Annotated in this window: 18 protein-coding genes; 12 read left to right on the top strand and 6 right to left on the bottom strand. The window is 70.2% G+C overall.

Annotation, left to right across the window (positions count from 1 at the left end):
• The first annotated feature begins 22 nt into the window (after positions 1-22).
• On the top strand, positions 23-1,237 hold the full coding sequence (locus OIC96_RS09970) for a cytochrome P450 family protein (RefSeq protein ID WP_330308214.1): 1,215 nt from the start codon (positions 23-25) through the stop codon (positions 1,235-1,237).
• Positions 1,238-1,268: 31 nt separating this feature from the next.
• Here the strand turns inward: OIC96_RS09970 and OIC96_RS09965 are convergent, their stop codons facing one another.
• Positions 1,269-2,078 (bottom strand): polysaccharide deacetylase family protein, encoded by an 810-nt coding sequence (locus tag OIC96_RS09965; protein WP_330308215.1) that lies wholly within the window; start codon positions 2,076-2,078, stop codon positions 1,269-1,271.
• 185 nt (positions 2,079-2,263) lie between these two features.
• On the opposite strand from OIC96_RS09965, the gene OIC96_RS09960 reads away from it, so the two are divergent.
• The 11 genes from OIC96_RS09960 to OIC96_RS09910 all read left to right on the top strand — a co-directional run bounded on the left by OIC96_RS09960 (position 2,264) and on the right by OIC96_RS09910 (position 18,962).
• On the top strand, positions 2,264-3,943 hold the full coding sequence (locus OIC96_RS09960; RefSeq protein WP_330308216.1) for an NAD(P)/FAD-dependent oxidoreductase: 1,680 nt from the start codon (positions 2,264-2,266) through the stop codon (positions 3,941-3,943).
• Between the two features lie 132 nt (positions 3,944-4,075).
• Entirely contained in the window at positions 4,076-5,806 is a 1,731-nt protein-coding gene (locus OIC96_RS09955) for an NAD(P)/FAD-dependent oxidoreductase (protein ID WP_330308217.1), read from the top strand.
• 200 nt (positions 5,807-6,006) lie between these two features.
• Positions 6,007-7,230 carry an MFS transporter gene (locus OIC96_RS09950; RefSeq protein WP_330462123.1) on the top strand — a complete coding sequence of 408 codons (1,224 nt, stop codon included), beginning with the start codon at positions 6,007-6,009 and terminating at the stop codon, positions 7,228-7,230.
• Positions 7,231-7,350: 120 nt separating this feature from the next.
• A complete protein-coding gene (locus tag OIC96_RS09945; RefSeq protein ID WP_330308219.1) occupies positions 7,351-11,121 on the top strand; it encodes a non-ribosomal peptide synthetase in 3,771 nt (1,256 codons plus the stop codon).
• A gap of 80 nt (positions 11,122-11,201) precedes the next feature.
• The gene (locus OIC96_RS09940) at positions 11,202-12,443 is read left to right on the top strand and encodes an ATP-grasp domain-containing protein (protein WP_330308220.1); all 1,242 of its coding nucleotides are present in this window, start codon (positions 11,202-11,204) and stop codon (positions 12,441-12,443) included.
• Entirely contained in the window at positions 12,440-13,369 is a 930-nt protein-coding gene (locus OIC96_RS09935) for a peptidase (protein WP_330308221.1), read from the top strand. Before OIC96_RS09940 ends, OIC96_RS09935 begins: the two co-directional genes overlap by 4 nt.
• Positions 13,370-13,384: 15 nt before the next feature.
• A complete protein-coding gene (gene asnB, locus OIC96_RS09930; protein WP_330308222.1) occupies positions 13,385-15,169 on the top strand; it encodes an asparagine synthase (glutamine-hydrolyzing) in 1,785 nt (594 codons plus the stop codon).
• 27 nt (positions 15,170-15,196) lie between these two features.
• Complete coding sequence (locus OIC96_RS09925; protein WP_330308223.1) at positions 15,197-16,027, top strand: hypothetical protein; 831 nt, start codon at positions 15,197-15,199, stop codon at positions 16,025-16,027.
• Between the two features lie 10 nt (positions 16,028-16,037).
• A complete protein-coding gene (locus OIC96_RS09920) occupies positions 16,038-16,997 on the top strand; it encodes an aminotransferase class IV (RefSeq protein WP_330308224.1) in 960 nt (319 codons plus the stop codon).
• On the top strand, positions 16,985-17,944 hold the full coding sequence (locus OIC96_RS09915) for an AEC family transporter (RefSeq protein ID WP_330308225.1): 960 nt from the start codon (positions 16,985-16,987) through the stop codon (positions 17,942-17,944). The genes OIC96_RS09920 and OIC96_RS09915 overlap by 13 nt, the downstream gene beginning before the upstream one ends.
• Before the next feature lie 55 nt (positions 17,945-17,999).
• Complete coding sequence (locus tag OIC96_RS09910; protein ID WP_330308226.1) at positions 18,000-18,962, top strand: TauD/TfdA dioxygenase family protein; 963 nt, start codon at positions 18,000-18,002, stop codon at positions 18,960-18,962.
• Between the two features lie 258 nt (positions 18,963-19,220).
• On the opposite strand, the gene OIC96_RS09905 is transcribed toward OIC96_RS09910, so the two are convergent.
• From OIC96_RS09905 to OIC96_RS09885, 5 genes are all read right to left on the bottom strand, one after another.
• Complete coding sequence (locus tag OIC96_RS09905; protein ID WP_330308227.1) at positions 19,221-20,666, bottom strand: family 43 glycosylhydrolase; 1,446 nt, start codon at positions 20,664-20,666, stop codon at positions 19,221-19,223.
• A gap of 37 nt (positions 20,667-20,703) precedes the next feature.
• Entirely contained in the window at positions 20,704-22,188 is a 1,485-nt protein-coding gene (locus OIC96_RS09900) for a family 43 glycosylhydrolase (RefSeq protein WP_330308228.1), read from the bottom strand.
• A gap of 140 nt (positions 22,189-22,328) precedes the next feature.
• Positions 22,329-23,051, bottom strand: a complete 723-nt coding sequence (locus OIC96_RS09895; protein ID WP_330308229.1) for an FAD:protein FMN transferase — start codon at positions 23,049-23,051, stop codon at positions 22,329-22,331.
• 1 nt (position 23,052) lies between these two features.
• Positions 23,053-23,514 carry an FMN-binding protein gene (locus OIC96_RS09890; RefSeq protein ID WP_330308230.1) on the bottom strand — a complete coding sequence of 154 codons (462 nt, stop codon included), beginning with the start codon at positions 23,512-23,514 and terminating at the stop codon, positions 23,053-23,055.
• A gap of 10 nt (positions 23,515-23,524) precedes the next feature.
• Positions 23,525-24,811, bottom strand: a complete 1,287-nt coding sequence (locus OIC96_RS09885; protein WP_406502287.1) for a ferredoxin reductase family protein — start codon at positions 24,809-24,811, stop codon at positions 23,525-23,527.
• Between the last annotated feature and the right edge of the window lie 105 nt (positions 24,812-24,916).

Here is a 24,916-nt window from a genome sequence, read left to right as displayed (position 1 = left end):
CGACCCCGCGACAGGAGACCACGTGCCGGACCAGCCCTACGTCATCGACCCCGCAGGCGCCGACCTTCACGGGGAGGCGGACCGGCTGCGCGAGCGCGGCGCCGTCGCCCTCATCGAACTCCCGGGCGGGATACGGGCCTGGGCCCCCACCCAGTACGAGATCCTCAGGCAACTCCTCGCCGACGACCGGGTCTCCAAGGACCCGAACCAGCACTGGCCCGCGTGGATCGACGGCCAGTACCGCGAGAGCTGGATCACTCTCTGGGTCGGTGTGACCAACATGTTCACCGCGTACGGCGCCAACCACCGCAGGCTGCGCAAGCTCGTCTCGCCCGCGTTCACGAAACGCCGTACGGACGCCCTGAAGCCCCGTGTCGAAGAACTCGCCGCCACCCTCCTCGACCGCATGGCCGAGGCGCCCGGCGGGCGGGTCGATCTGCGGTCCGCGTACGCGCACCCGCTTCCGATGCGGGTGATCTGCGAGCTGTTCGGCCTGCCCGAGGACAAGCGGGCCGACATCGCGCGGCTCATCGAGGCCAACATGGACACCACCATCACCCCCGAACAGGCCATGGCCACCTACCGGGAGATTCACGAACTGCTCGGCGGACTCGTCGCGTTGAAGCGCGAGCAGCCCGGTGACGACATGACGACCGCCCTGATCGCCGCCCGCGACGAGGAGGGCTCCCGGCTCACCGAGCCCGAACTGATCGACACGCTCCTCCTTGTCATCGGCGCGGGTCACGAGACGACCGTGAACCTGATCGGCAACGCGGTGCACGCCCTGCTGAGCCACCCCGGCCAGCTCGCCCGCGTCCTCGGCGGCGAGATCCCCTGGAGCGACGTCATCGAGGAGACCCTGCGCTGGGCCCCCTCGATCGCCAACCTTCCGCTGCGGTACGCCGTCGAGGACATCAAGCTCCCCGACGGCTCGCTGATCCCGCGGGGCGACGCGATCCTGGCGACGTACGCGGCGGCCGGCCGCGACCCCCTTCGGCACGGTGAGAGCGCGGCCCGCTTCGACATCGCCCGCGCCGACAAGGAGCACCTCGCCTTCGGCCACGGCGTCCACTACTGCATCGGCGCCCCGCTGGCCCGCCTGGAGGCGTCCGTCGCGCTCCCGGCCCTCTTCGAGCGCTTCCCCGGGCTGAGCCTCGACACCTCCGAAGGGCCGGCCCGGCTCGCGGAGTCGTTCATCGGCCACGGCTACCGGACACTGCCGGTCCGGCTCGGCTGATTCCCCGTAGAAGACTTGGACTGACATTCTGTCAGGGGCGGTACACCGTACCGGGCTTGGCCTTCGCCGGCGCCAGCAGCTGCGGCACCGTCACGAACACGTACCCGCGCTTCTTCAGCGCGTCGATGATCCCGGGCACCGCGGGCACGGTGCCCGGGTAGAGGTCGTGCAGCAGGATGATGCCGTCGCGGGACGACTGCTCCAGGACGCGCTTCTGTATCAGCTTGGGGTCGCTCGTCTGGTAGTCCTTGGCGGTCACGCTCCACAGGACCTCCGCGAGCCCGAGCTCGCGGCTGATCTTGTGCACCGTGTCGTTGGTCCGCCCCTGCGGCGGTCGCATCAGCGTCGGCTTGTGCCCGGTGAGCTTCTCTATCGCGTCGTTGGGCTTCTTGAGCTCCTCGCGTATCTGCTCCGGCGTGATCCGCGTCAGTATCTTGTGGTCCCAGGTGTGGCTGGCCACCTCGTGCCCCTCGGCGGCCATGCGCTTGACCAGCTCGGGGTACTTCTCGATGTGCCGCTTGCCGAGCAGGAAGAAGGTCGCCGGGACCTGCTTCTCCTTGAGGATGTCGAGCAGCTTGGCCGAGTGCTCGCTCGGCCCGGCGTCGAAGGTCAGCGCGATGCACTTGGCCTTCCGGCAGTCCACGGTCCCGAACTTCGCCTGCGCACCGGCCGCGGCCTGCGCGCGAGCGGCGCTCGGCGCGGTGGTGTGGAGGGTCGTGCACCCCGTCAGGGGCAGGGCCAGCGCGACGGCCGCGGAGATCACCGCCGCCGCACGCAACCTGGCCGCCGGTCTTTTCGTCTTCTTGATCTGCGTAGGCATGTTCTTGATCTGAGTAGGCATGCCGAGACTATACACGTCGTGTATACACCGCGTGCATAGTAGAGAGCGCTGCGCGAAATGCCTGGTCAGGCTTTCGGTGGCGCGCCAACCTCCACTCCGAATGGGCGTGCCGGCGGCGGCCTTTACCGACTAAGTCACCATGTGTAGAATTCAACGCGTCAAGAATTATCGGCCACCGGGCGGCGGTGAGGCACGTGGACGTGACCGGCAAGGACAGTTCGCGCACGGTGTACGACGTGGCCGTGATCGGTGGCGGGTTCGCGGGTTCGCTGCTCGCGGCGGTGCTCGCACGGAACGGGGTGCGGACGCTTCTCGTCGAGGAGGAGGCGGGACCGCGCTTCTCGGTGGGCGAGTCGATGGTTCCGTACACCGCGGCACTCGCCCGCGTGGTCGCCCGGCGTTACCGCGTGCCCGAGGTCGAACACCTCACCCGTCTCAAGGCGGTTCAGGGCAAGGTGTCGGCCAACTGCGGAGTGATGCGGAACATGGGGTTCGTCCACCATCGCGAGCGGCTGCGCCAGCACCCGGGGGAGATCTACCAGGTCGTCAACCCCTCGGTCGTACCGCCCGTGCCCCACCTCTTTCGGCAGGACGTCGACGCCTATTTGCTGGGCGTCGCACGGCAGTACGGGGCCGACGTGTGCACGGGCTCCCGGGTGGACGGGGTGGATGTCGACCCGGACGTCGGAGTGAGCCTGCGCACCGGGAGCGGTGACGAGTTCGCCGCGCGGTACGTGGTCGACGCGGGCGGTCATCGGGCCTCGCCGACAGGGGGGTTGGGGCTGCGGGAGGAGCCGAGCCGGGCCCGGCACCACTCCCGCACGCTCTTCACCCACATGACGGGCGTGACCCCGTACGACGAGACACCGGCCGGGCGGCTGCACGACCAGCCCAGCCCCTGGCATCAGGGCACCCTGCACCATGTCTTCGACGGCGGCTGGCTGTGGGTCATCCCCTTTGACAACCAGCCACGCTCCGCCAACAGCCGGTGCAGTGTCGGCCTCACCCTGGACCCGCGCAGGCACCCCGTCTCCGGACTGTCGCCGCAGGAGGAGTTCGATGCGTTCCTCCGCCGATTCCCCGATGTGGCAGGGCAGTTCACGCACGCCGTGCCGTCCCGGCCCTGGACCTCGACCGGGCGGCTGCAGTACTCCTCGCAGCGCGTCGTGGGCGACCGGTTCTGCCTGGTCGCCCACGCCGCCGGTTTCGTCGATCCGCTCTACTCGCGCGGTCTCGCCCACAGCCTTGAGGTCGTCAACGCGCTCGGCCGACGCCTGATCGACGCGGCGCGCGACGGCGACTGGTCCACCGAGCGTTTCCAGTACGTCGAGGACCTCCAGCAGGCCCTTTTCGACGCGCACGACGATCTGGCGTACGCGTCCTTCGTGTCCTTCCGCGACTTCGAGCTGTTCAACGCCGTCGTACGGACCTGGACGGTGAGCACCGTGCTCGGCGCGCTCGCCGTGGAGAACGCCTGTGCCGCGTACGGCCGGAGCGGCGACGACTCCGTCTTCCGGGATCTGGAGGACACCCGGCACCCCGGATCGCCGCTCCCCGGGAGCGCGCACTACAACGGCCTCGGGCCGCTGACCCGGACCCTGTGCGAGGAGGTGGAGGCCGGCGCGCGCACGTCACGGTCGGCGGCCGAGCGCATCTTCGACGCCATCCGGCAGGCGGATTACCTTCCGCCGTCCCTCGGCCTGGGGGACCCGGCCGACCGGTTCTTCCACAACACTCCCGCGCGCATCGTGCGGGCCGCCAGGTGGGTTCGCGCCGACGCTCCCGACGAGGTCGGCGCCCTGCTGAAGGGGGCCATGGGCGGGCTGATCAGGGAACGTCTGCGCGGCGCGCGCCGCCCTCACTGACGCGGCCGGGTCCGTCCGGCGGACGAGGGCCCGGCCGCGCGGTCTCCCCGTGCCGGTCGCACGGTCGCACGGCACCTACGGCTGCCGTGCGCCGGCCACAGTCCTGTCCGACCGACGACAAGGAGAGAGCACGTGAAACCAACGGGCAACTCTGAGCCGCAGAAGAAGACCGCATGGGAGAAGAGGACCGAACCGGAGAGCGCGACCGAGCTGGAGAAGCAGACCTACGACGTCGCGATCCTCGGATCGGGCGTCGCCGGATCCCTGCTCGGGGCGATCCTGGCGCGGAACGGGGCCAAAGTCCTGCTGCTGGACGCCGGTTCGCATCCGCGGTTCGCGATCGGCGAGTCGACGATCCCGTTCACCCTGGTGTCGCTGCGTACCCTCGCGGAGCGCTACGACGTGCCGGAGATCGCCGCGCTCGCCTCGTTCACCGACACCACCCGGACGATCGGGCCGCGCTTCGGCGTCAAACGGCACTTCGGGTTCCTGCTCCACCACGAGGGTGCCCCGCAGAACCCCCGCGAGGTCAACGAGTTCAACACCCCGCCCCAACTGCTGCACGAGGCAGCCCACTTGTTCCGCCAGGACACCGACTCGTACCTCTTCCAGGTGGCGGTCAAGTACGGCTGCAAGGCCCGGCAGAACTTCTTCGTCACCGACATCGACTTCGACGGCTCGGGTGTCACCCTGGCCGGGAAGGACGGCGAGTACCGGGCCCGCTATCTGGTCGACGCGAGCGGATTCCGTTCCCCGGTCGCGGACAAGTTCGGTCTGCGGGAGGACCCCTGCCGCTTCAAGCACCACTCCCGCTCGATCTGGAACCACGTCGTCGACCTGACCCCGACCGACCGGCTCTTCGACCACCTCCCGGACAGCCAGCGGCCGCCCGTGCCCTGGTACGAGGGCACCGTCCACCACATGTTCGACCGGGGCTGGGCCTGGGTGATCGGCTTCAACAACAACAAGTGGTCCAAGAACCCGCTGTGCAGCGTCGGCATGACGGTCGACCCGCGCCGCTTCCCCAAGCCGGAAGGGGTGGGCCCGGAGGAGGACTTCCACCGGCTCGCCGCGCCCTTCCCGGACATCGTCCGGCAGTTCGAGGGCATGAAGGCGGTACGGGAGTGGACCTCGACCGGACGCCTCCAGTACTCCTCCAAGCAGACCGCGGGCGACCGCTGGTTCCTGCTCTCGCACGCGGCCGGCTTCCTCGACCCGCTCTTCTCGCGCGGCCTGTCCAACACGACCGAGGCCCTGAACGTGCTGGCCTGGCGGCTGCTGAGCGCGGTCAAGGACGACGACTTCTCCGGTGAACGGTTCGCGCCGGTGGACCGGCTCCAGCAGTCGCTGTTCGACTACAACGACTCGCTGGTCAACTCGGCCTTCATCTCCTGGTGCGACTACGACCTGTGGAGCGCGGTCTTCAGGATCTGGGCCTGGGGCGCCAACGCGGGCGTGTACCGGATGCAGACCGCGCTCACCAAGTTCCGCAAGGACGGCCGCGACCGCCACTTCGTGGACCTGGAGGACGTCCCGTACCCCGGCCTGTACTGGCCCGACCACGACGGCTTCGCCGAGCTGTACGAGACGATGGTCAAGCAGTGCGAGGCCGTTGAGGCCGGTGCCGTGAGCGCCCCGGATGCGGCGGACCTGCTGTACGAAAGGCTGCTGGCGGCCGACTTCGTGCCCAAGCACTTCGGATACGCCGAGCGCGAGGTGCGCTTCATCAATCCCAGCCCCAAGACCCTCCTGAAGATGCTCCGTTGGGCCGCCACGGAGGCGGACCCCGTCGTGCGCCGGCTGGTCCTGGGCAACGGGCGCGAGGCGGTCAAGGCGAGGCTCAGGGGCACCAAACTGTTCTGACGGCACGTCAGGAATCTCTGTGACGCACGGGTTTGCCGCCGAAGTCAACGTGTGTAGAATTCAATGCGTACGGAATTCCGGCCCCTCTCGGAGACCCCGGGGGCCGAGTTCCGCAACCCATCGTTGGCAATGGCGCTGAACGAGAGGTGCGGTGCGATGTCAGAGACCCTGACGTGGAGCGGAACGCGCGAGGCGGTGCGGTGGTGCTGAGCCGAGTCCTCCCGCCGCGCGGCCCCGCCCGCACCCTCACCGGAATCACCCTGGTGCACACCCTGGGCCAGGGCCTGTGGATGGCGCTCAACGCCGTCTACGCGACGGCCGTACTCGGGCTGTCGCCCGGTCAGTTCGGGCTCGGCGCCGGGGCGGCCGCCGCGGTGGCCCTGGCGCTGAGCACCCCCACCGGACACCTCGCTGACCGCGTCGGCCCCCGAGCCGTACAGATCTGGTCCTTCGTGGCGCTCGGGCCGCTGACCGCCGCGCTCCTCGTCGTCGACGGATTCGGCGCGTACGTGGCCGTCATGTCCGTGCAGGCGGTGGCCTACAGCGCCAGCCGCAGCGCCCGGATGGCCATGATCGCCGGCCTGGTCCCGGCCGCCGAGCGCGTGAGAGTCCGCGCCCATCTGCGCGCCGCGAGCAACGTCAGCGTGTCGGTCGGCGCGGGAATCGCGGGCGCCCTGCTCGCCGTGGGGACCCCGGCGGCGTACCGGGCGGCCGTCGTCTTCAACGCGCTCACCTATCTGACCACCGGACTGCTCACCCTGCTGCTTCCGCCGGTACCCCCGCAGCCCGCCCGGCCGGGCCCCGCGCTCGTGGTGCTGCGCGACCGCCCCTTCCTCGCCTTCGTCGTCCTCGACGGACTGCTGTCCATGCACAACCTCCTCCTGGACGTCGTCCTCCCGCTCTGGGTCCTGCACCACACGCACGCCCCGCGCTGGATGATCGCCGTCATCCTGCTCACCAACACCGTGTCTGTGGTGCTGCTCCAGGTCAGGGCCGCCCGTGACACGGACGAACCCGCGAGCGCGGCACGCGCCTCCCGCACCGGATCCTGGTGCCTGGGCGCCGCCTGCCTGGTCTTCGCCCTCAGCGAGGGCGCCCCGGCACCGCTCGCCTCGGCCCTGCTCGTCCTCGGCGCGCTCGCCCATGTCCTCGGCGAGGTCAGACAGTCCGCCGGCAGCTGGGGCATCTCCTTCGGGCTCGCCCCGGAAGGCGTCCAGGGCCAGTACCAGGGCACGTACGCCATGGGCGCCGACATCGGCAAGATGCTCGCGCCCGCCCTCCTGACCTGGCTGGCGATCGAGCACGGCACGGCCGGGTGGCTGGTGATGGCCGCCGGGTTCGCCGCGCTCGGCTCCGCGATGCCGTCCGTGGTGGCGCTGGCCCGACGGCGCGACAAGGCGAGGGCGGTCCCGGCGACGGTGTGAGCGACCGCTTCTCCGGTACGCCCATGCCGCCGGCCCCGGGTGCGCGCACCGCGCTCGGCCGCCCCGCCTGGACGCCTCCCGCGCAACACAAGTCCCGTACGGAACAAGGGAGTCAAGCCCGTGGATGACACGCTCGCCGTCGCGGTGCACGCGGCGCGGAAGCCCGAACCCCCGGCCGGTGGTGCCGTGCCCGCGCTCCGGATGCCCGTCACCCGAAACGGCGACAGCGCCGGTGACCGTCGTGCGGTGTTCTCCTGGTCCCTGGAGGCGGGCGCGTACCTCACCGAGCTGTCCCTGGCCGCGTTCGCCGTCCTCGTCCACCGCTACAGCGGGCAGAACGACATCGCGCTGGGCCGAGTGGTCGACCCGGCAGGTGTGACTGTCATCCGCTCCCGGGCCGGCGCCGACACCTGTCTCGCCGACCTGGCCGCCTCCCTCGAACAGCAGCAGCGGCCCCGCGGCACGGCGGACCTCGGCAACGGACTGCGCGTCGGCTACCTCAGCGGTTCGGGATCCGGCCGACTCCCTGTCATATCAAGGGACTTCGACCTGCTCCTCGAAGTCGCCCCCGCCGCCCGCTTCACCCTCCACTACGACCCCGACCGCTTCCCCCACGAGGTCGTCTCCCGCATGGCCGCCAACCACCAGGCCCTGCTCCTGGACGGCGCCCGCCGCCCCCACGCGCCGGTCCACGAGCTGAACCTCTCCGAGCGGGAGACCCGCTTCCTCCTGGACGAGACCACCGCCACCGCCCGGCCCTTCCCGCGCGACACCTCGCTGCACTCGCACATCGAGGCCCAGGCCGCCCGCACCCCCGACGCGCCCGCCGTGGAGTGGCGGGGCACCGTCCTCACGTACCGCGAACTCGACGCGACCGCCAACCGGATCGCCCGGGCCCTGCTCGCCCACGGCGTCGAGCCCGGCGCACGGGTCGGCGTCTCGACGGCCCGCACCCACCACACCGTCTGTCTGCTGCTGGCCCTGCACAAGGCGGGCTGCGCGTATGTGCCGCTGGACCCGGCCTACCCGGCCGACCGGCTCATCGGCATCGCGGCCACGGCCGGCATGACCGCCGTGGTCCTCGACGACCCGGCGGGGGCGGGGGAGTGGCTCCACTCCGTCGGCGCCACCCCGCTGTCCTGGACCGAGTTGTGGGAGAAGGCGCGCGGCGAACGGCCCGACCCCGTGGACGTCGTCGTGCGTCCCGAGAACGCGACCCACCTGATCTACACCTCCGGGTCGACCGGGCTGCCCAAGGGCGTCGTGATCAGCCATCGCAACGTGGTGGCACTGCTGGCCTGGGCCTGGGACACCTACGACCAACAGGACATCTCCCGTGTGCTGTTCGCGACCTCCCTCAACTTCGACCTGTCGGTCTTCGAGCTGTGGTGCCCGCTGACCATGGGCGGCTGCGTCGTGGTCGTCGACAACGTGCTCGCGCTGACGGAGGACCCGGGGCTGCGGCCCTCCCTCGTCAACACGGTGCCCAGCGCCCTCAATGTGCTGCTCCAGCGCTCGGCCGTGCCGCCGTCCACCGCCGTCCTCAACGTCGCGGGCGAACCGCTCGCCAGGGAACTGGTCAACGCGGCCTTCGGCAGCACCTCCGCACGGCGGGTCTTCAACCTGTACGGGCCCTCGGAGGACACCACGTACTCGACGTGGAAGTGCTTCACCGGACCACTCACCGACCAGCCCACCATCGGCGTGCCGCTCCCCAACACCGTCGCCTACCTGCTCGATCCCGCCGGCCGCCCGGTGCCGCGCGGCGCGATCGGCGAACTGCACCTGGGCGGCGCGGGGTTGTCCACCGGATACATCAACGACCCGGAACGCACAGCCGCGTCCTTCGTGCCCGCCCCGGCCCGCCTCGCCCGCCCCGGCGTCAACACCCTTTACCGCACAGGCGACTTGGCGCAGTGGACCGAGGACGGCGAGCTGCGCTTCATGGGCCGCAAGGACACCCAGGTCAAGGTGCGCGGGTTCCGGATCGAGCTGGGCGAGATCGAGGCAGTGCTACGGGAGACGGTCGGCCTGCGCGATGTCGCCGCCCTCGCGGTGCGCCGCGGGGACGACACCCTCCTCGTCTGCCATGTCGGTCTGGAGGGCGACCCCGTCACCGTCGACACGATGAGCGCCCAACTGCGCCGGAAGCTGCCGCACTACATGCAGCCCGCGAAGATCGTGGTCGAGGACCGGCTGCCCCGGCTGCCCAACGGCAAGGTCGACCGCAAGGCGCTGGCCGCACGGACGGTCGACTGGGGAACCGCCGACGGTACGGGATACGCGGGCGACGACCCGGACGAGACCGTCGTGGCCCGCGTCTGGACCGACCTCCTCGGCCTCTCCCGACTCGCCCCGGACCTCGACTTCTTCTCCGTCGGCGGCCACTCGCTGCTCGCCACCCTGCTCGCCGCCCGCCTGGGCGACGAGAGCGGGGCGACCATCCGCGTGGCCGACATCCACGAGAACCGCACCCTCGCCGCCCAGGCCGCGCTGCTGCGCCGCGCCCGCGAGCGGGCGCCCGCCGCCCCGCAGGCTGCCGCCGGTACCGCCGCGCGCTTGAAGGCGGTCGCCCGGACCCTGCACGAATCCGCGCACGGGCACGGTGTCCCCGCCGCCGCGGTCGCCGTATACGCCGACGGCGCACTGGAGTTCACCTACCACGGCATGGACGACACGGAGACCGGCCCCGCCCGCACCGCGGCCTCCCGGCAGCGCGTCACCTGTGTCACCAAGGCCCTCCTCGCCTTCGTCGCGCTCCGCCTCGTCGACCGGGGACTGATCGGCCTCGACGACCCCCTCGACGGTCACCTTCCGCAGGCGTTCGCACGACGTGACGGCCGTACGGTGTCCGTGACACTCCGTCAACTCCTCTCCCACACCAGCGGAATCGACGACTCCTACGAGGTCTGGCACGACACCGACCACCCGGACCTCGACCACTACCTCGCGACCTTCCGCGCGTACGGGCAGCTCTTCGAACCCGGCGAGGTCTTCGCCTACTCCGCGTGCGCCACCTCGATCGTCGCCGGTCTCATCGAGAAGCTCCTCGGCGTGCCCTGGCGGCGGGCGCTCAACGACCTGCTGCTGACCCCGCTCGGCATCCAGGAGATCCCGGAGGGCGGAACGGCGGAGGCCCACTACGGCGCCGTATCCACCGGATATCTGTGGAGCGAGGCGAGCGGGCGGTACGTACGGCACGCACCCGGGCCGCAGACCATCGCCGACGACGCCGCCGGATCGTTCTCGATCTGTCTCACCCTCCCCGAACTGGCCCGTATCGCCCTGCTCGCCCTGAACGACGGTGTCACCGAAAGCGGCGAGCGGCTGCTCTCCGCCGAGCTGGCCGAACAGATGCGCACCCCGCAGATCGACGTCCCCGGCCATCACTTCATGCACGCCTGGGGACTGGGCTGGCTGATGTTCGGGCCCACCGCCTTCGGCTTCAACTCCAACGGCAGCGGCCACCACAACTTCATCCAGATCTTCCCCGAAGAGCGCTCCTTCCTCCTGCTCCTCGCCAACGCCTACCCCGCCTTCGGCCTGTACGAGGACCTGCTGCGCGCCTTCACCGGCGAGGGCCTCATCCGCACCGGGCGCGGCTTCGACATGGAGCTCGACGACTGCGTGGGCGTCTACGCCTCCGACGGCTACCGGCTGGAGGTCCTGCCGGGACCCGAGCGGCTCCGGTACGCCTACTCCGAGCGGCGCCGCGACGGCGGCTGGCAGCTCCTCGACGAGGGCGACCTCGTCGCCTCCGGAGCCGGCGGGTTCAGCTCCATGTCGCAGAAGAACGTCCTCGCCGGATCCATCTCCTTCATCCCCACGCCCGGGACCGGCACCCCGGGCTTCGTCCGCATAGGCCAGAGATTCACAAGGAAGGTCCGATGACAGACCCAGCCAGTGGGCCCCCGGCCAGTAGGCGCCCAGTCAGTGGGCATCCGGCCACTGGGCGCCGACATGTGGTGTTCGTGACCTGGAAGACCGGCAACGCCCCGGCGTTCCGGGCGGCCAAGCGGCTCGGCCACGAGGTGACGCTGATCCGGTCGCTGCGCATGGAGCGGTCCCAGCACATCGACTTCACGACCTCGCCCTACCAGGAGTACGTCGACACCGTGCACGTCCTGGACGACGCCACCGACGTCGGGGCACTGCGCACCTGCGTCGCCGCTCTCCACGAGGAGCGGCCGATCGACGGTTTCGTCGCCACCGTCGACGCGCTGGTCCTCCCCGTCGCCCGGATCGCCGAGGAGCTCGGCATCCCGTTCACCAGCGCCCACGGCGCCGCGACCGCCAAGCTCAAGCACCGCTGCCGCCAGGCCCTCGCGGCGGCCGGGGTCGACTCCACCCGGCACGCCGTCGTCGGCGGCTACGTCGAGGCCGCCGCGTTCGCCGCCGAGGTGGGCTACCCCGTCGTACTCAAGCCGGCCAGGGGCTCGGCGAGCGAGGGCGCGCACATCGTCCACGACCGCGCCCGGCTGTGGGACCTGTGGCGGCACGTGCGGCCCGGCCGGGCCCCCTACCAGGACGGTGTCCTCGTCGAGGAGTACCTCACCGGACGGTTCCTGTCCGCCGAGATCGGGCTCTCCCACGGCCGATTCCTCCGTCTCGCCGTCAGCGAGCGCAAGACCTGGGACCGGCACGAGGCGCTGGAGGTGGGGACCACGATCCCGGCGGCCATCGACGCCGGGCTCCACGAACGGGTCATGGAGTTCGCCGAGGCGGCCGTCCGTGCCGTGGACCTGCGGCTCGGCATCTTCCACGTCGAGATCATGCTGGGGGAGGACGGCCGCCCCCGGCTCATCGAACTCAACCCGCGCCTCATGGGTTCCTGCCTGCCCAATCTCTTCCAACTCGCCGGCGGAGGAGACCCGTTCGAGCTGCTCGTCCGTATTCACCTCGACGAGGAGGTGGACGTCGGCGAGATCGCGTTCAGCCGCTATGCGACCGTCCGCTGGTTCGGCGCCGCGGACCGCGTCCCCAAGCCGGCGGGGCCGCCGCCGAGCCTGGACTGGGCGCACGAGTACGGCGACGCCCTGCACGCGCTGACCCTGAACCTCCCGGACGGCGACGTCCTCGCGCCCTGCCGCGGCAATCTCGGCAACTTCGGCGAGGTGCAGGTCGTGCACCCCGACCACGCGACCTCGATCGGCGTCGCGGAGGAGATCGTCGCGCGGGCGGCGGAGCAGCTGGGGATCGAGGTGACGAGATGAGCACGGTGACCTCCTTCTTCAACGAGACCCGGGCCCAGCTCGGCCGGCTCGGACTGCCCACGGGGGACGGGGAGTCCGTCGCGGACTCCGAGCTGACCTTCGACGACGGCTGCCACTTCCGGATCGAGGTCCCCACCGTCAACTCCGCCCAGGCAGCCGAGACGCTGCTGTCGGAGAGCCGCCGCAGAGGCTTCACCATCAACCGTGTCACCGAGACCCGGGGCATGTACCGCCACACGGCCCGCGAACTGCGCGCGTACGCCGAACTGGGGGAGGAGTACGGAGCCCAGATCCTGATGTCGGTCGGGCCGCGGGCGGCGTACGACATCGGGGCGGGCGTGCAGACCCCTGAGGGCGCCCGCATCGGCTACCGGCTGCGCGGGCAGGAGCAGGTCGTCCGGGCGATCGAGGACGTCAAGCGGGGTGTCGAGGCCGGAGTGCGCGGCTTCGTCGTCTACGACGAGGGCCTGCTGTGGGTGCTGCACCGGATGCGGACCGCGGGCGAACTGCCCGCCGACATCCATCTGAAGATCTCCGCCCACTGCGGTCACGGCAACGCCGCCTCCGCCCAGATGCTGGAGATGCTCGGCGCCAACAGCTTCAACCCGGTGCGCGATCTGCCGCTGCCGATGATCGCGGCCATCCGCGAGGCGGTCGCGATCCCGCTGGACTGCCATGTCGACAACCCGAAACTGTCCGGCGGATTCGTCCGCACCTACGAGGCACCCGAGTTCGTCCGCGTCGCCGCCCCCGTCTACCTCAAGACCGGCAACAGCGCCCTGGAGGGCCACGGCGTGAGTCCCACACCCTGCCAGCTCGACGACATCCTGCGCCAGGTCGAGATCGTCACCGAATTCCTGGACCGCCATCTGCCGACGGCCCGCCAGACACCGGCCGGGCGCCACCACGTGCCCGTCGCCGGGTGACCGGGGGAACCAGGGATGTGTCGCATCTACGGCAGCTTCGGCGGCGAGCCCGTCGGCCCCGACGCCCTGCACAGGGTCGCCGAAGGCCTGCGTCACGGCGGCCCCGACGCCCAGACCCTGCTGCGAGGCGACGGCTGGGCACTCGGCAACAACCGCCTCGCCGTCCAAGGTGTCACCCACGGCCAACAGCCCTACGTCCTGGGCGACATGACGTGCGTCTTCAACGGCGAGATCTACAACCACCGGGAGCTGCGCGCCGAACTCGCGGCCCACGGGTACGCGTTCCGGGGTGACTGCGACGGCGATGTCCTGCTGCCGCTGTTCGAGCGGTACGGCGACGCGTTCGTCCGGCGCCTGGAGGGGATGTTCGCCCTCGCGATCGTGGACCGGCGCACCACCGAGCCGTGCCTGAAGCTCTTCACCGACCACGCCGGCATGAAGTCCCTCTTCTACTACCTCTCCGCCGACGGACACCGACTCTGCTTCGCCTCCGAGATGGAGGCTCTCAGCCGCTTTCCGGATTTCCCGGCCGCCGTCGACCCCCTCGCCATCGACCGGTACCTGGGCGGGAAGGCCGTCTGGGGGCCGGACACGATCCACACCGGTGTACGCACCCTGCCGCCGGGGAGCGCGCTGAGCTTCAAAGGAGATGAACTCTCCCTCACTCAGTGGCAGTTGGAAGCCATGGCCATTGAGGAGGGAGTCCCGGCCGCCGAACTCCTCGACGCCACACTCCGCGACGAACTGAGCCGCATGCTCGACGCCGACGTGCCGGTCTGTGTCATCACCAGCGGCGGTCTCGACTCCAGCTATCTCACGGCGCTGGCGGCCGCCACCGTGCCCTTGCCGCACTCCTTCAACATCGCCTACCGCGGCGACTGGCCGGACGACGAGCGGCACTACGCCCGTGAGGTGGCCGCGCACTGCGGTACCCGCCACCACCAAGTCGTCGTGGACCCCGCCGACTTCCCGGGGTTGATCGACCGGTTCGTCCGCCATCTCGACCAGCCCAACAACGCCCCGCACAGCCTGAGCACCTTCGCGCTGTTCGAGGCCGTCCACGAGGCCGGGTTCAAGGTCGCCCTCACCGGTGACGGCGCCGACGAACTGTTCGGAGGCTATACCCGCTTCGTCAAGGCGGCCCGAGACGACAGCGCGACCTGGCACCGGGCCTACCAGGACACGATGGCGGCGGCCGGCACCGCGACCCTGGCCCGCCTCTACACCCCCGACCACCTCGCCCGACTCCGCGCAGAGAACGGCTACTTCGGGGACGCCAACGGCGACGAACTCGACCGGCGCGTCCGTGGCGGCCGGCACGAGAAGCTGGAGGCGCTCCTGCGCCACGACCAGGAGTCCCGCTTCCCGTACTACATCCTGCGCCGCGTCGACCATCTGAGCATGGCGCACGCCGTGGAGGCACGGATCCCGTTCCTCCAGCCGTCCGTGATGCGCCTGGCCCACGCCCTGCCACCCGGACTCAAGGTCGTCGGCGAGACGGTCAAGGCGCCGGTCGTCGAGGCCGCCCGCCGCTGGGTTCCCCGGAGCGTCGTCGAGCGGCCCAAGCAGCCGTTCACCCTGCCCGTCGCCGCGATGATCAGGCCGGGCGAGGCACTGTACGACCTGATCGGCGACACCCTGCTGGGACCGCACACCCGCTGTGAGGCCTACATCCGCCGCGACACCGTACGCGAGCTGTTCCGGATGCAGACCGAGCGCCCCGACGCCCACGCGGCCGAGGTGCTGTGGTCACTGCTGATCCTCGAAACCTGGTTCGCCACCAGAAGCCTCCGACCGTAAGCCGCCGTACATTCAAGGAGCCCACCCATGCCGCACGCCCAACAGGCCACCGTCACCGCCGAGTCACTCCTCGCGAAGGCGACCAGGGCCGACATCCGTCGCGACCCGTTCCCGCACATCGTGCTGCACAACCCGCTGAGCCCGGACCTGTACGAGGCCCTCGCCACCACGATGCCGACCGCCGAGTACATCGGCACCCGCATCGGAAAGCCGATCACCTCGAACGAGCGCTACAACTACATGTCCCAGCACATCCTGGACGACGGGGAGATGGCCCCGGTGTGGAAGGACTTCGTCACCCGCAACGCCTCGCCGGAGTTCTACCGTGAGTTCCTCGACCTGTTTCGCGACGACCTGATCGCCGCGCTTCCGGACGCCGAGGCGAAGTGCGGCCCCTTGGGCTCGCTGCGCGTGGGCCGCCGCAACCACGACACGTTCGCGACCCACGACATCCTCATGGACTGCACGGCCGTCATCAACTCGGCGGTCTCCGGCCGCCCTTCGTCGTACCGGGGCCCGCACGTCGACAAGCCGTACAAGCTCTTCGGCGGGCTCTTCTACATGAAGCACCCCGACGACGACGCCACCGGAGGCCACCTGGAGCTCTACAAGTACCGCGAGGGTGCACACCGGTTCACCACGAGCGCCTCCGAGTACGGGGACAACCGCTTCGACATCGACCCGCGGTATGTCGAGGAGGTCGGCACCATCACCTACGACAGCAATGTCCTGGTGATGTACCCCATCAACCCCCTTGCCCTGCACGGTGTTTCGGTCCGCAGCGTGACACCGCACGAGCGCCGCTTCGTCGCCCTCGTCGGAGACCTCCAGCATCCGCTCTTCGACCTGGCGCTGTGAGGTGACCGTCGTGGGCCCCGACGCACCCCTGCTCCCCGACGCACCCCTGGTCCCCGAGGCGTCCCCGCTCCCCTTCGACCGGCGCACCGGAGAGATCTGGCTCGACGGCTCCCTCGTCCCCTGGGCCGAGGCGCGGCTGCACGTCCTCAGCCACGGACTGCACTACGCGAGCAGCGTCTTCGAGGGCGTACGCGTCTACGGCGGCTCCCCGTTCCTGCTGCGCGAGCACATCGCCCGGCTGCGCTCCTCCGCGCGCATCCTCGACTTCGACCTGGAGTACGACGACGAGATGCTGCATGGCGCGACCCTCGACGTCGTCGCCGCGGCGGGCATCCGCGACGGGTACGTCCGCATGAACGCCTGGCGCGGCTCGGAGGTCATCCAGACCGCGGCGCTGCACACCTCCGTGCACACCTCGGTCGCCGCCTGGGAGATCCCGGTCGGCTACTACGCGGCTGCCGACGCCCTCGACCGGGGCATCGCGCTGCGGACCGCCGAATACCGCAGGCCCTCGCCGCTGTTCGCGCCGGTCAAGAGCAAGGCCGCCGGCAACTACATGATCGGCACGGTGAGCAAGAACCAGGCGCTGCGGGCCGGTTACGACGACGCGCTCCTGCTGGACGACGCGGGAATGATCGCCGAAGCCACCGGAGCCCATGTCTTCTTCACCCGGGCGGGCGCCCTGCACACCCCCACCACCCGCTGCACGATCGACGGCATCACCCGCGCCCGGGTCCTGGTACTGGCGCGGGCCGAGGACATCCCCTGCGCGGTGGAGGACCTGAGCCCGGCGTTCGTCCGTGAGGCGGACGGGGCCTTCATCTGCGGGACGGCATGCGAGCTGCTGCCGGTCGCGCGGATCGACGACCACACGTACGAGCCGCGCGGGAACTCCGTGATCCGCCGGCTGATCAGCGGTTACCGTGCGCTCACCGACCACGGGGAGGCCGTACGTCCATGGGGACACTGACCGCGCTGGAGAAACTCGTACCCGTCGTGCTGGCCTTCGGCTGCGGAGTGCTGCTCGCGCGCCGCAAGGTCGTGCCCGCCGACAGCTCGCGGGTCTTCGTCGACTACGCGTTTCTCTTCGCGGTCCCCTGCTACCTCTTCGGCAATATCTACGGCAGCGACCTGGGCGCCCTGTTCGACTGGCGCGCCATCCTTGGCTACGCGACCACGGCCGCCCTCGCGGTGCTCACCATCGGCGTCCTCGCGGGCCTCGGCGGCCAGCGCGATCCCCGCGCCATCGCGCTGCGCATCATGGCCGGCGTTCAGGTGAACACGGCCTACTTCGCCGTACCCGTCTTCATCACGCTCTTCGGGAACGCGGCCCCGATCTTCCCGGTCCTGCTCTTCCAGGTCTGCGTCCTGACCCTCGTCATCATCTCGATCATGGAGCTGGGGCGGCCGGTGCGCGACGCCGGCCAGGGGTCGGGCCCCCGGCTGCTCCTCCGCGCCGTTGGGGCCTCCCTGGTCACCCCGGTCGTCCTCGCCTGCAACGCGGGCATCCTGCTCAACCTGCTGTCGCTGCACGTCCCGAAACCCCTCCTCGACGGCTTCTCGTTCGTCGGGGACAGCGCGTCGCCCGTCGCGCTGTTCGCCCTCGGCCTGCACCTGGGCGGCAGCGGTCTCTCCGTGCGCGGCACGACCCGGGAGGAGATCGGGCTCATCACCTTCAAGTGCCTGGTCTTTCCGCTGATGACCTGGGCCGTCTGCGCCACCGTCTTCGGCATCGACGGCCGCTGGCTGCAGTACCTCGTGCTGATCGCCGCGATGCCGGCCCCGCAGAACCTGTTCATCTTCGCCCAGCGCTACGACATCGGCGTCGACATGTCGGCAGCGCTTGTCATCAAGAGCTCGGTCGCCGCGCTGCTCCTGCTTCCGCTGTGGATGCAGTGGGCGGTGCACGTCGGCTGAGCCGCGGCCAACTCCTCGCAAGCTTCACGCGGAAGGCGGAACCATGACCTTGTCCATGGCAACGAGCACCCCGGCCACCCGTATCGGTGTGCGTCGCATCGCCGGCCGGATAGGCGCCGAGATCACCGGAGCCGACCTGACCGATGACCTCGACGACGCCTCGGTGGCCGAGATCCGGCAGGCCCTCCTCACCCATCGCGTCGTCTTCTTCCGGGGCCCGGACATCGGGCACGCCCGGCACATCGCGTTCGGGCGGCGCTTCGGCGAGCTGACCCGGCGCCCCGGCACGAAGCACGGGGTGGCGCCCGACGGCTTCCCCGAGATCCTCACCGTGGACCCGAAGGCGGACGTCGAGCGCTACGGCGGCGACTTCGAGGAGCACTACCGCCGCAAATGGGTCTCCCCGCTCGCAGGCTGGCACAGCGACCTCACCCAGGCCGTCAACCCGCCCGACGCATCGATCCTGCGCGCCGAGACGACCCCCCAGTTCGGCGGCGACACCCAGTGGACGAACACCGTGGCCGCGTACGAGGGCCTGTCCCGGCCCCTGCGCGACCTGCTGGACTCGCTCCAGGCCGAGCACGCCTTCTTCACCGGTGTCCACCTGCGTCACTCCGACGAGCGCGACCGCGAGATCCTGAAGATCTACTGCGAGGATCCGCAGGTCGCCGTGCACCCCGTGGTGCGCGTGCACCCCGAGACGGGCGAGAAGGCCCTCTTCGTGAGCCCGGGCTCCACCACCCGCATCGTCGGATTCTCCGAGCTGGAGAGCCGCCGCCTGCTCGACCTCCTCTTCGAACAGCTGACCAGCGCCGAGTACACGGTCCGCTTCCGCTGGGAGCCCGGCAGCATCGCCTTCTGGGACAACCGCACCACCTGCCACCTCGCCCCGACGGACTTCGCCCAGCTGGGCGTGGACCGCGTCATGCACCGCGTGACCCTGCTGGGCCAACCCGCCGTCGGCCCGGACGGCTTCACCTCCCGGCTCGTGGCGGGGGAGCCCCTGAGGGCCTGGTGACTCCCCGAGCCCTCAGGGCGCGTACGAGGCGTTCCGCGCCGTATCCGTCACCTTCTGCCCGTCGCTCGCGCCGAGCAGTCCCGCCGACACCCACGCGTCCACCGTGCTCCGCGACCGGAGTCCCGCTCACCGCACGGCCGTTGACCGTCACCCGGAATCCGGTCGCCCACGACGGCACCCGCAGCCGCAGCGTCAAGGAGCCCGCGCAGGCCACCCGGGGCGATCGCGCCGCGCGTCGGGAGACCGGAGTTGGGCGAGTCACTCGGCGTAGAACGTGGCGTCCGCCTTGGCGAGTGTCGTGTCGGCCGGCTGCGTGTAGAGCAGATAGTTGTAGTGCCGCAGATAGCGGCCGGCGCTGCCGTACCACTCGAAGGAGAGGCCCGAGGCCGAGTCGGCGAGGCCCGCCCGCTGGTAGAAGGTCGCGTCGCTCCTGAAGGCGGCGGTGCCGTCGTCCTTCTCCACCCAGACCTCGTAGTTCTTCTGGCGGAGGTAGTAGCCGGGGTAGTTGGCCGATTCGAGGGAGACGGTCCCGGTGCCCGCGAGCCCGGTCACCACGCGGAACTGCGAGTCGGCGAGGTTGGTGACGTTCGGCTCGATCTTGGCGCGGTAGTCCCAGTGGCGGATGTAGCGGTCCGGGAAGTTGTACGAGGAGAAGCGGACCGGGGAGACGCCGTCGGCGACCGGGATGCCGAAGTTGGGCGTGCCGTCCGCGTTCCAGTAGATCTTCTGCACGCGGGTACGGCGGTTGGGGTCGTTCAGTGGATCGCCGCTGATGTCCTTGTAGTTGCGGTCGTGGTAGACGAGGATGTCCGACTTGCCGTCCTCGGAGACCGTGAACGAGTTGTGGCCGGGCCCGTACTGCGAGGTCGCGGCGTTGCTCTGGAACACCGGCTGCGAGCCCTTGGTCCAGGAGGCGGCGTTCAGCAGATCCGCGGAGGCGGAGGCGGTCAGCATGCCCATGCAGTAGTTGGCGTCGGTGGCGCTGGCCGAATAGGTCAGGAAGACCTTGCCGCCGTGCTGGATCACCGACGGCCCCTCGTTGACCTTGTAGCCGACGGTCTCCCACGACAGCGTGGGCTGGGAGATCTCGACCGGAGTGCCTTGAATCGTCCAGGGGTTGGCCAGCTTGGCGATGAACAGGCTGGTGTTGTTCTCCTCGGACGGATTGCGCTGCGCCCAGGCGAGGTAGCGGACGCCGTTCACGGCGAAGGTGGTGGCGTCCAGCGAGAAGGAGGACACCGGGGTGGCGATCTGCCCCTTCTCCGTCCAGGTGCCGGTCAGCGGGTTCGCGGCGTCGCTCTCCAGGACGTACATCCGGATCGCCCACACATCGCTGGTCGACCCGGCGGCGAAGTAGACGTACCACTTGCCGTCGATGAAGTGGATCTCCGGCGCCCAGATGTGCGCGCCCATCACCCCGCTGGCGTGCTTGGTCCAGATCGTGGTCTCGGGGGCGGTGGCGAGGCCCTGGAGGGTGGTCGCCCGGCGCAGCACGATCTTGTCGTACGCGGGCACGGTCGCCGTGAAGTAGTAGTAGCCGTCGGTGTGCTTGAAGATGTGCGGGTCGGCCCGCTGTTCGGCGACCGGGTTGGTGAAGGTCGCCGCGGGGGAGGCCGGGGCGGCGGCGTGGGCGGGGGTGACGGTGGTGGAGAGGGCCAGGGCGGCGAGGCCCGTCAGCACCACTCGGCGGCTGGGACGGCTCATGGTCGTACTCCTGTGGGGGTGGCGGTGGCGGTGACGGTCAGGCGGTGGTGGGCTGGAGCCGCCACTGCTGGCAGGTGTTGTTCAGCCAGGTCCACTGGCGTACGTCGATGCCGTCGCCCGTCCCGCAGTTGGCGACGTCGGCGACCTTGCCGCTGTTCGCGTTGACGATCCGTACGTAGTCGCCGCCGGTGTAAATGAGCCGGAACTTCTGGCAGTTGTTGTTCAGCCACGACCACTGCCGGATGTCGGCGCCGTCGGCGGTGGAGCAGTCGGCGGTGTCCACGACCTTGCCGGTGGCGACATTGACCAGCCGGCTGGTGTCGTTGCCCTGGTCCTCGATCCGCCACTTCTGGTTGGCCCCGCCGCTGCACGTCCACTGGAAGATGTTGGTGCCGTCCGCGGTGTTGCCGCCCTCGACGTCCAGGCACTTGCCGCTGTTGCGGTTGACGATCGTGTACGCCGTCGGAGTCGTCGCGGTCTCGCCGGACGGGCCCGCGAGGGAGGTGCCGGTCGCCACCGGGGTGCCGAAGTTCGGGGTGCCGTCGGCGTTCCAGGTGAACTTCTGCGCCCGGGTCGTACGGCCGTTTCCGCAGCCGCCGCTCGACGAGCTGTTGGCGTGGTAGACGATCCAGTTCTCGGTGCCGTCCGGCGAGGTGAAGAACCCGTTGTGGCCGGGCCCGTAGACCCCGGCCGCGTCATTGCGCTCGAACACCGGAGTCTGCTTCTTCGTCCAGGAAGCGGCCAACAGCGGGTCGCTGCCGGTCAGTTCGAGCTGGCCGAGCTTGTAGTCCGCGGTCTGGCAGTAGCTGGCGGAGAAGGTGAGGAACGTCCTGCCATCGTGATACAGCGGCTCGGGCCCCTCGTTGACCGGGGCACCGGAGGTCTCCCAGCTCAGCGTGGGGCTGGAGATGACGGTGAAGGTGGAACTGCTCAGCGTGTACGGGTTGCTCATCGGCGCGATGACCAGGCTCTGCTTGCTGCCGCCGACGGAGCCGCTGCCCACCAGGTACAGCTTGCTGTTGTACTGGAGCACGCTGGCGTCGATCAGCCAGCCGCCCGGGTCCAGATTGGAGCCGGTGAGGCTGTTCTTGTACGTGTACGGGCCCATCGGGTCGGAGCCCGCGCTCTCCAGGACGTGTGTGCGCTGGGTGTCGCAGCAGGCGGCTCCGCTCTGCGCGCCCGAGTAGTACAGGTACCAGTGGCCGTTGAAGAAGTGGATCTCCGGCGCCCAGAAGTTCGCGTTGCGGCCGGAGGTGGTGTCCGACCAGATCTGGACGCTGGGGGCGGTGCTCAGCCCGGCGAGGGTCGGCGACTTGCGCATGGTCAGCTCGTTGGTGAACGAGGTCGTCACCAGGTAGTAGTTGCCGTTGTAGTACTCCAGCCAGGGGTCGGCGCCCTTCTGGGACTTGATGGGGTTGGTATACGGCTGCCCGGCGGCCGCGGACGCCGGCTGGCTGACGAACGACGCGAGCAGAGCCAGCAGCGCTGCCCCCAGGACGTACCAATGGCGGGTGCGGAACACGGCGAGTCCCCTTTGACGGCCTTAACTGTTCGAAATCTCGTACGCTGTACGGAGGTTCGACCAGAAGATAAGTTTCCGGCAAGGACACGTCAACGCTTCTGACACGTTTCGATTCCGGTTGCCCACAGGACACTTGGGGCTCAACTCGCCACAGGGAGCCCCGCCGTGCGGAAGACCCGGCGCTCGGCGTCGACCGCGAACACCTCGCAGCCCTCGCGCGCGGCGGCCCACTCGATGCCCTCCGCGCCCATGGCGAAGGCCGCCGTCGCCGTCGCGTCCGCCTCGGTCAGCGAAGCGGCCACGACGGTGACGCTCAGCAGCTCGGTCGCCGGACGGCCGGTGCGCCCGTCGAGGATGTGGTCGCCCCGCTCGTACCGCGCGGAGGTCGCCACCGCGCCGTCGGTGATCTCCAGCACCGTGCACAGCTGGTCGGCGTGTTCGGGGTGACGTACGCCCACCCGCCACGGGCCGCCGGCGGCGACCACGTCGCCACCGGCGTTCAGACAGAACCGCCGTGCCCCCGCGGCCGTCAGCAGGCCGGCGGCCCGCTGCACCGACCAGCCCTTCACCATCGCGCACGGATCCAGTCCGCGGCCGGGCAGCCGCACCTGGAACGCGCCACCGGTCGCGACCCGGTACTCCTCGCACAGGCCGAGCACGTCGGCCAGATCACGGCTGAGCTCATCGGGCCTCAGCTCGCCCCGGTCCAGCCGGGACACCTCGCTGTCCGCACGGAAGGGGCTGAACCGCGCGTCCACCTCGTGCAGCCACGCGAACACCGGGTCCGCGGTCTCGTCGTCGGCGTACTCGTCGTCGATCCGCACCGAGACCGGGAAACCCATGACGTGTTCGACGCGGCGCACCTCAGGAACCCTTCGCGTCGAGGGCGGCCTGGAGCGACTGGACGTATCCCTCGCTGGTGATGGTGGCGCCGGACACCGTGTCGATGTCGGCGCTCTGCGCCTGGAGCGTCTCCTGAATGAGCTTGGGCACGGCCGCCGTGGTCTGCGGGTGGTTCGGCTGCTGGAGCATCCGCACCGAACTGATCTTGCCGCCGTCGAAGGTCACCTCGACCTGCACGACGCCCTTCGAGGTGGTGACGGTGCTGCCCTGGACGACCTGCGAGGCGGCGGGCGAGGACGATGAGGACGGCGCGGATGACGAAGACGATGAAGGCGACACAGACGATGAAGAGGTCGCCGACGGGGTCGGGGCGGGCTCGGCCACCTCCGTGGTGGTGGACGTGGTGTCCTGCGACGGTGCGTAGCGCCACAGCGGGATCAGGCCCGCGATGGACAGGACGACGACAGGCAGTGCTCGTTTCACGGTGTCCCTCTCATCCCGCCAGGCTGAAGCGCTCGAAGTGGATCTGCGGCTTGGGCACGCCCAGGTCGCGCAGGGTGCGCAGCACCGCACTCGTCATGGCGGGCGGCCCGCACACGAAGACATCCCGTTCGGCGACGTCGGGCACGAGCCGGGCGAGCTCGCGCGGCGCCAGCCTGTCCGGCGTGGCCGGTCCGGTCACCAGGTGCAGCTCGGCGCCCTTGGCGTGCGCCAGCTCCCGCAACTCGTCGTAGAGCACCGCGTCCTGATCCGTGGCCACCCGGTAGATGAGCACCACGTGGTCGTGCAGGTCCTCCAGCAGGGCCCGGATCGGGGTGATGCCGACGCCGCCGGCGATCAGCAGGGTCTCGGAGCGGGTCCGGTGCAGGGTGGTGAAGGCGCCGTAGGGGCCCTCGGCGAAGACCCGCGTGCCCACCTTCAGATGCCGCAGGGCCGCGGTGCCGTCGCCGGCCGTCTTCGCGGTCAGCCGCAGCCTCCGGCCGTCCGGCGCGGCCGACAGGGAGAACGGATTGGCCTGCCACCAGCGGTCCTTGGTGAGGAACCGCCACAGGAAGAACTGGCCGGCCCGCGCGGGCAGCCGGTCCAGGTCCCGCCCCGTGATGTAGACCGACACCACGTTGTCGGACTCGGGTACGACGGCCGAGACGCGCAGCTGGTGCCGCAGGTTCCGCCACAGCGGCAGCACCAGCCGGCCCAGGCAGACCGCGCCGAGCGCGACGCCCCACAGGGTCCACCAGTACGCGGTGGCGGCGGGCGACGTGGTGAAGGTCGTACCGGCCGCGACCTGGTGCGTGAACGCCAGCACCACCGCCACGTAGGTGTAGAGGTGGATGAAGTGCCATGTCTCGTACGCGAGGCGGCGCCGGGCCCAGCGGGCCGACACCGCGCCGACCACCAGGATCAGCAGCAGCGCGACGATCGCGCGCAGCACGCCCTCGACGGTCTCGGCCAGCTCGACCAGCTCGTCCACGGGCCCCATCGACGACGACTGCGCGTAGCCGAAGGTGATGAACACCGCGTGCGACAGCAGCGTCCACAGCAGCCCGAAGCCGACCCAGCGGTGCCAGGAGGTCAGCCGGTCCATGCCGATCCGGTGGTCGAGCCAGGGCAGCCGGGCCACCAGCAGCAGCTGGAAGGCCATGAGGAGCGCCGCGTACAGTCCCGCCAGCCGGCCCAGCACGATCAGGGCGTTCGAAGCGAACCCGGCCTGGACGAAGAAGACGGTCACCACACCCGCGTTCGCGACCAGCAGGGCGTACAGGCCTGCGCCGGCGACCATCTTCGGGCGCACCGCCGTGGGAGGCGGCTGGACACGTTCGACAGTGGTCACGGAGGGCAGCTCCTCGTTCGGGTGTGGGGAACACCGAGCCTGCCCGCTCGGAGC

The sequence above is a fragment of the Streptomyces sp. NBC_00775 genome (assembly GCF_036347135.1).
Taxonomy (GTDB): Bacteria; Actinomycetota; Actinomycetes; order Streptomycetales; family Streptomycetaceae; genus Streptomyces; species Streptomyces lutosisoli.
The sequence above is the reverse complement of the archived record's forward strand: the minus strand, read 5'-3'. Positions and strand labels throughout refer to the sequence as shown.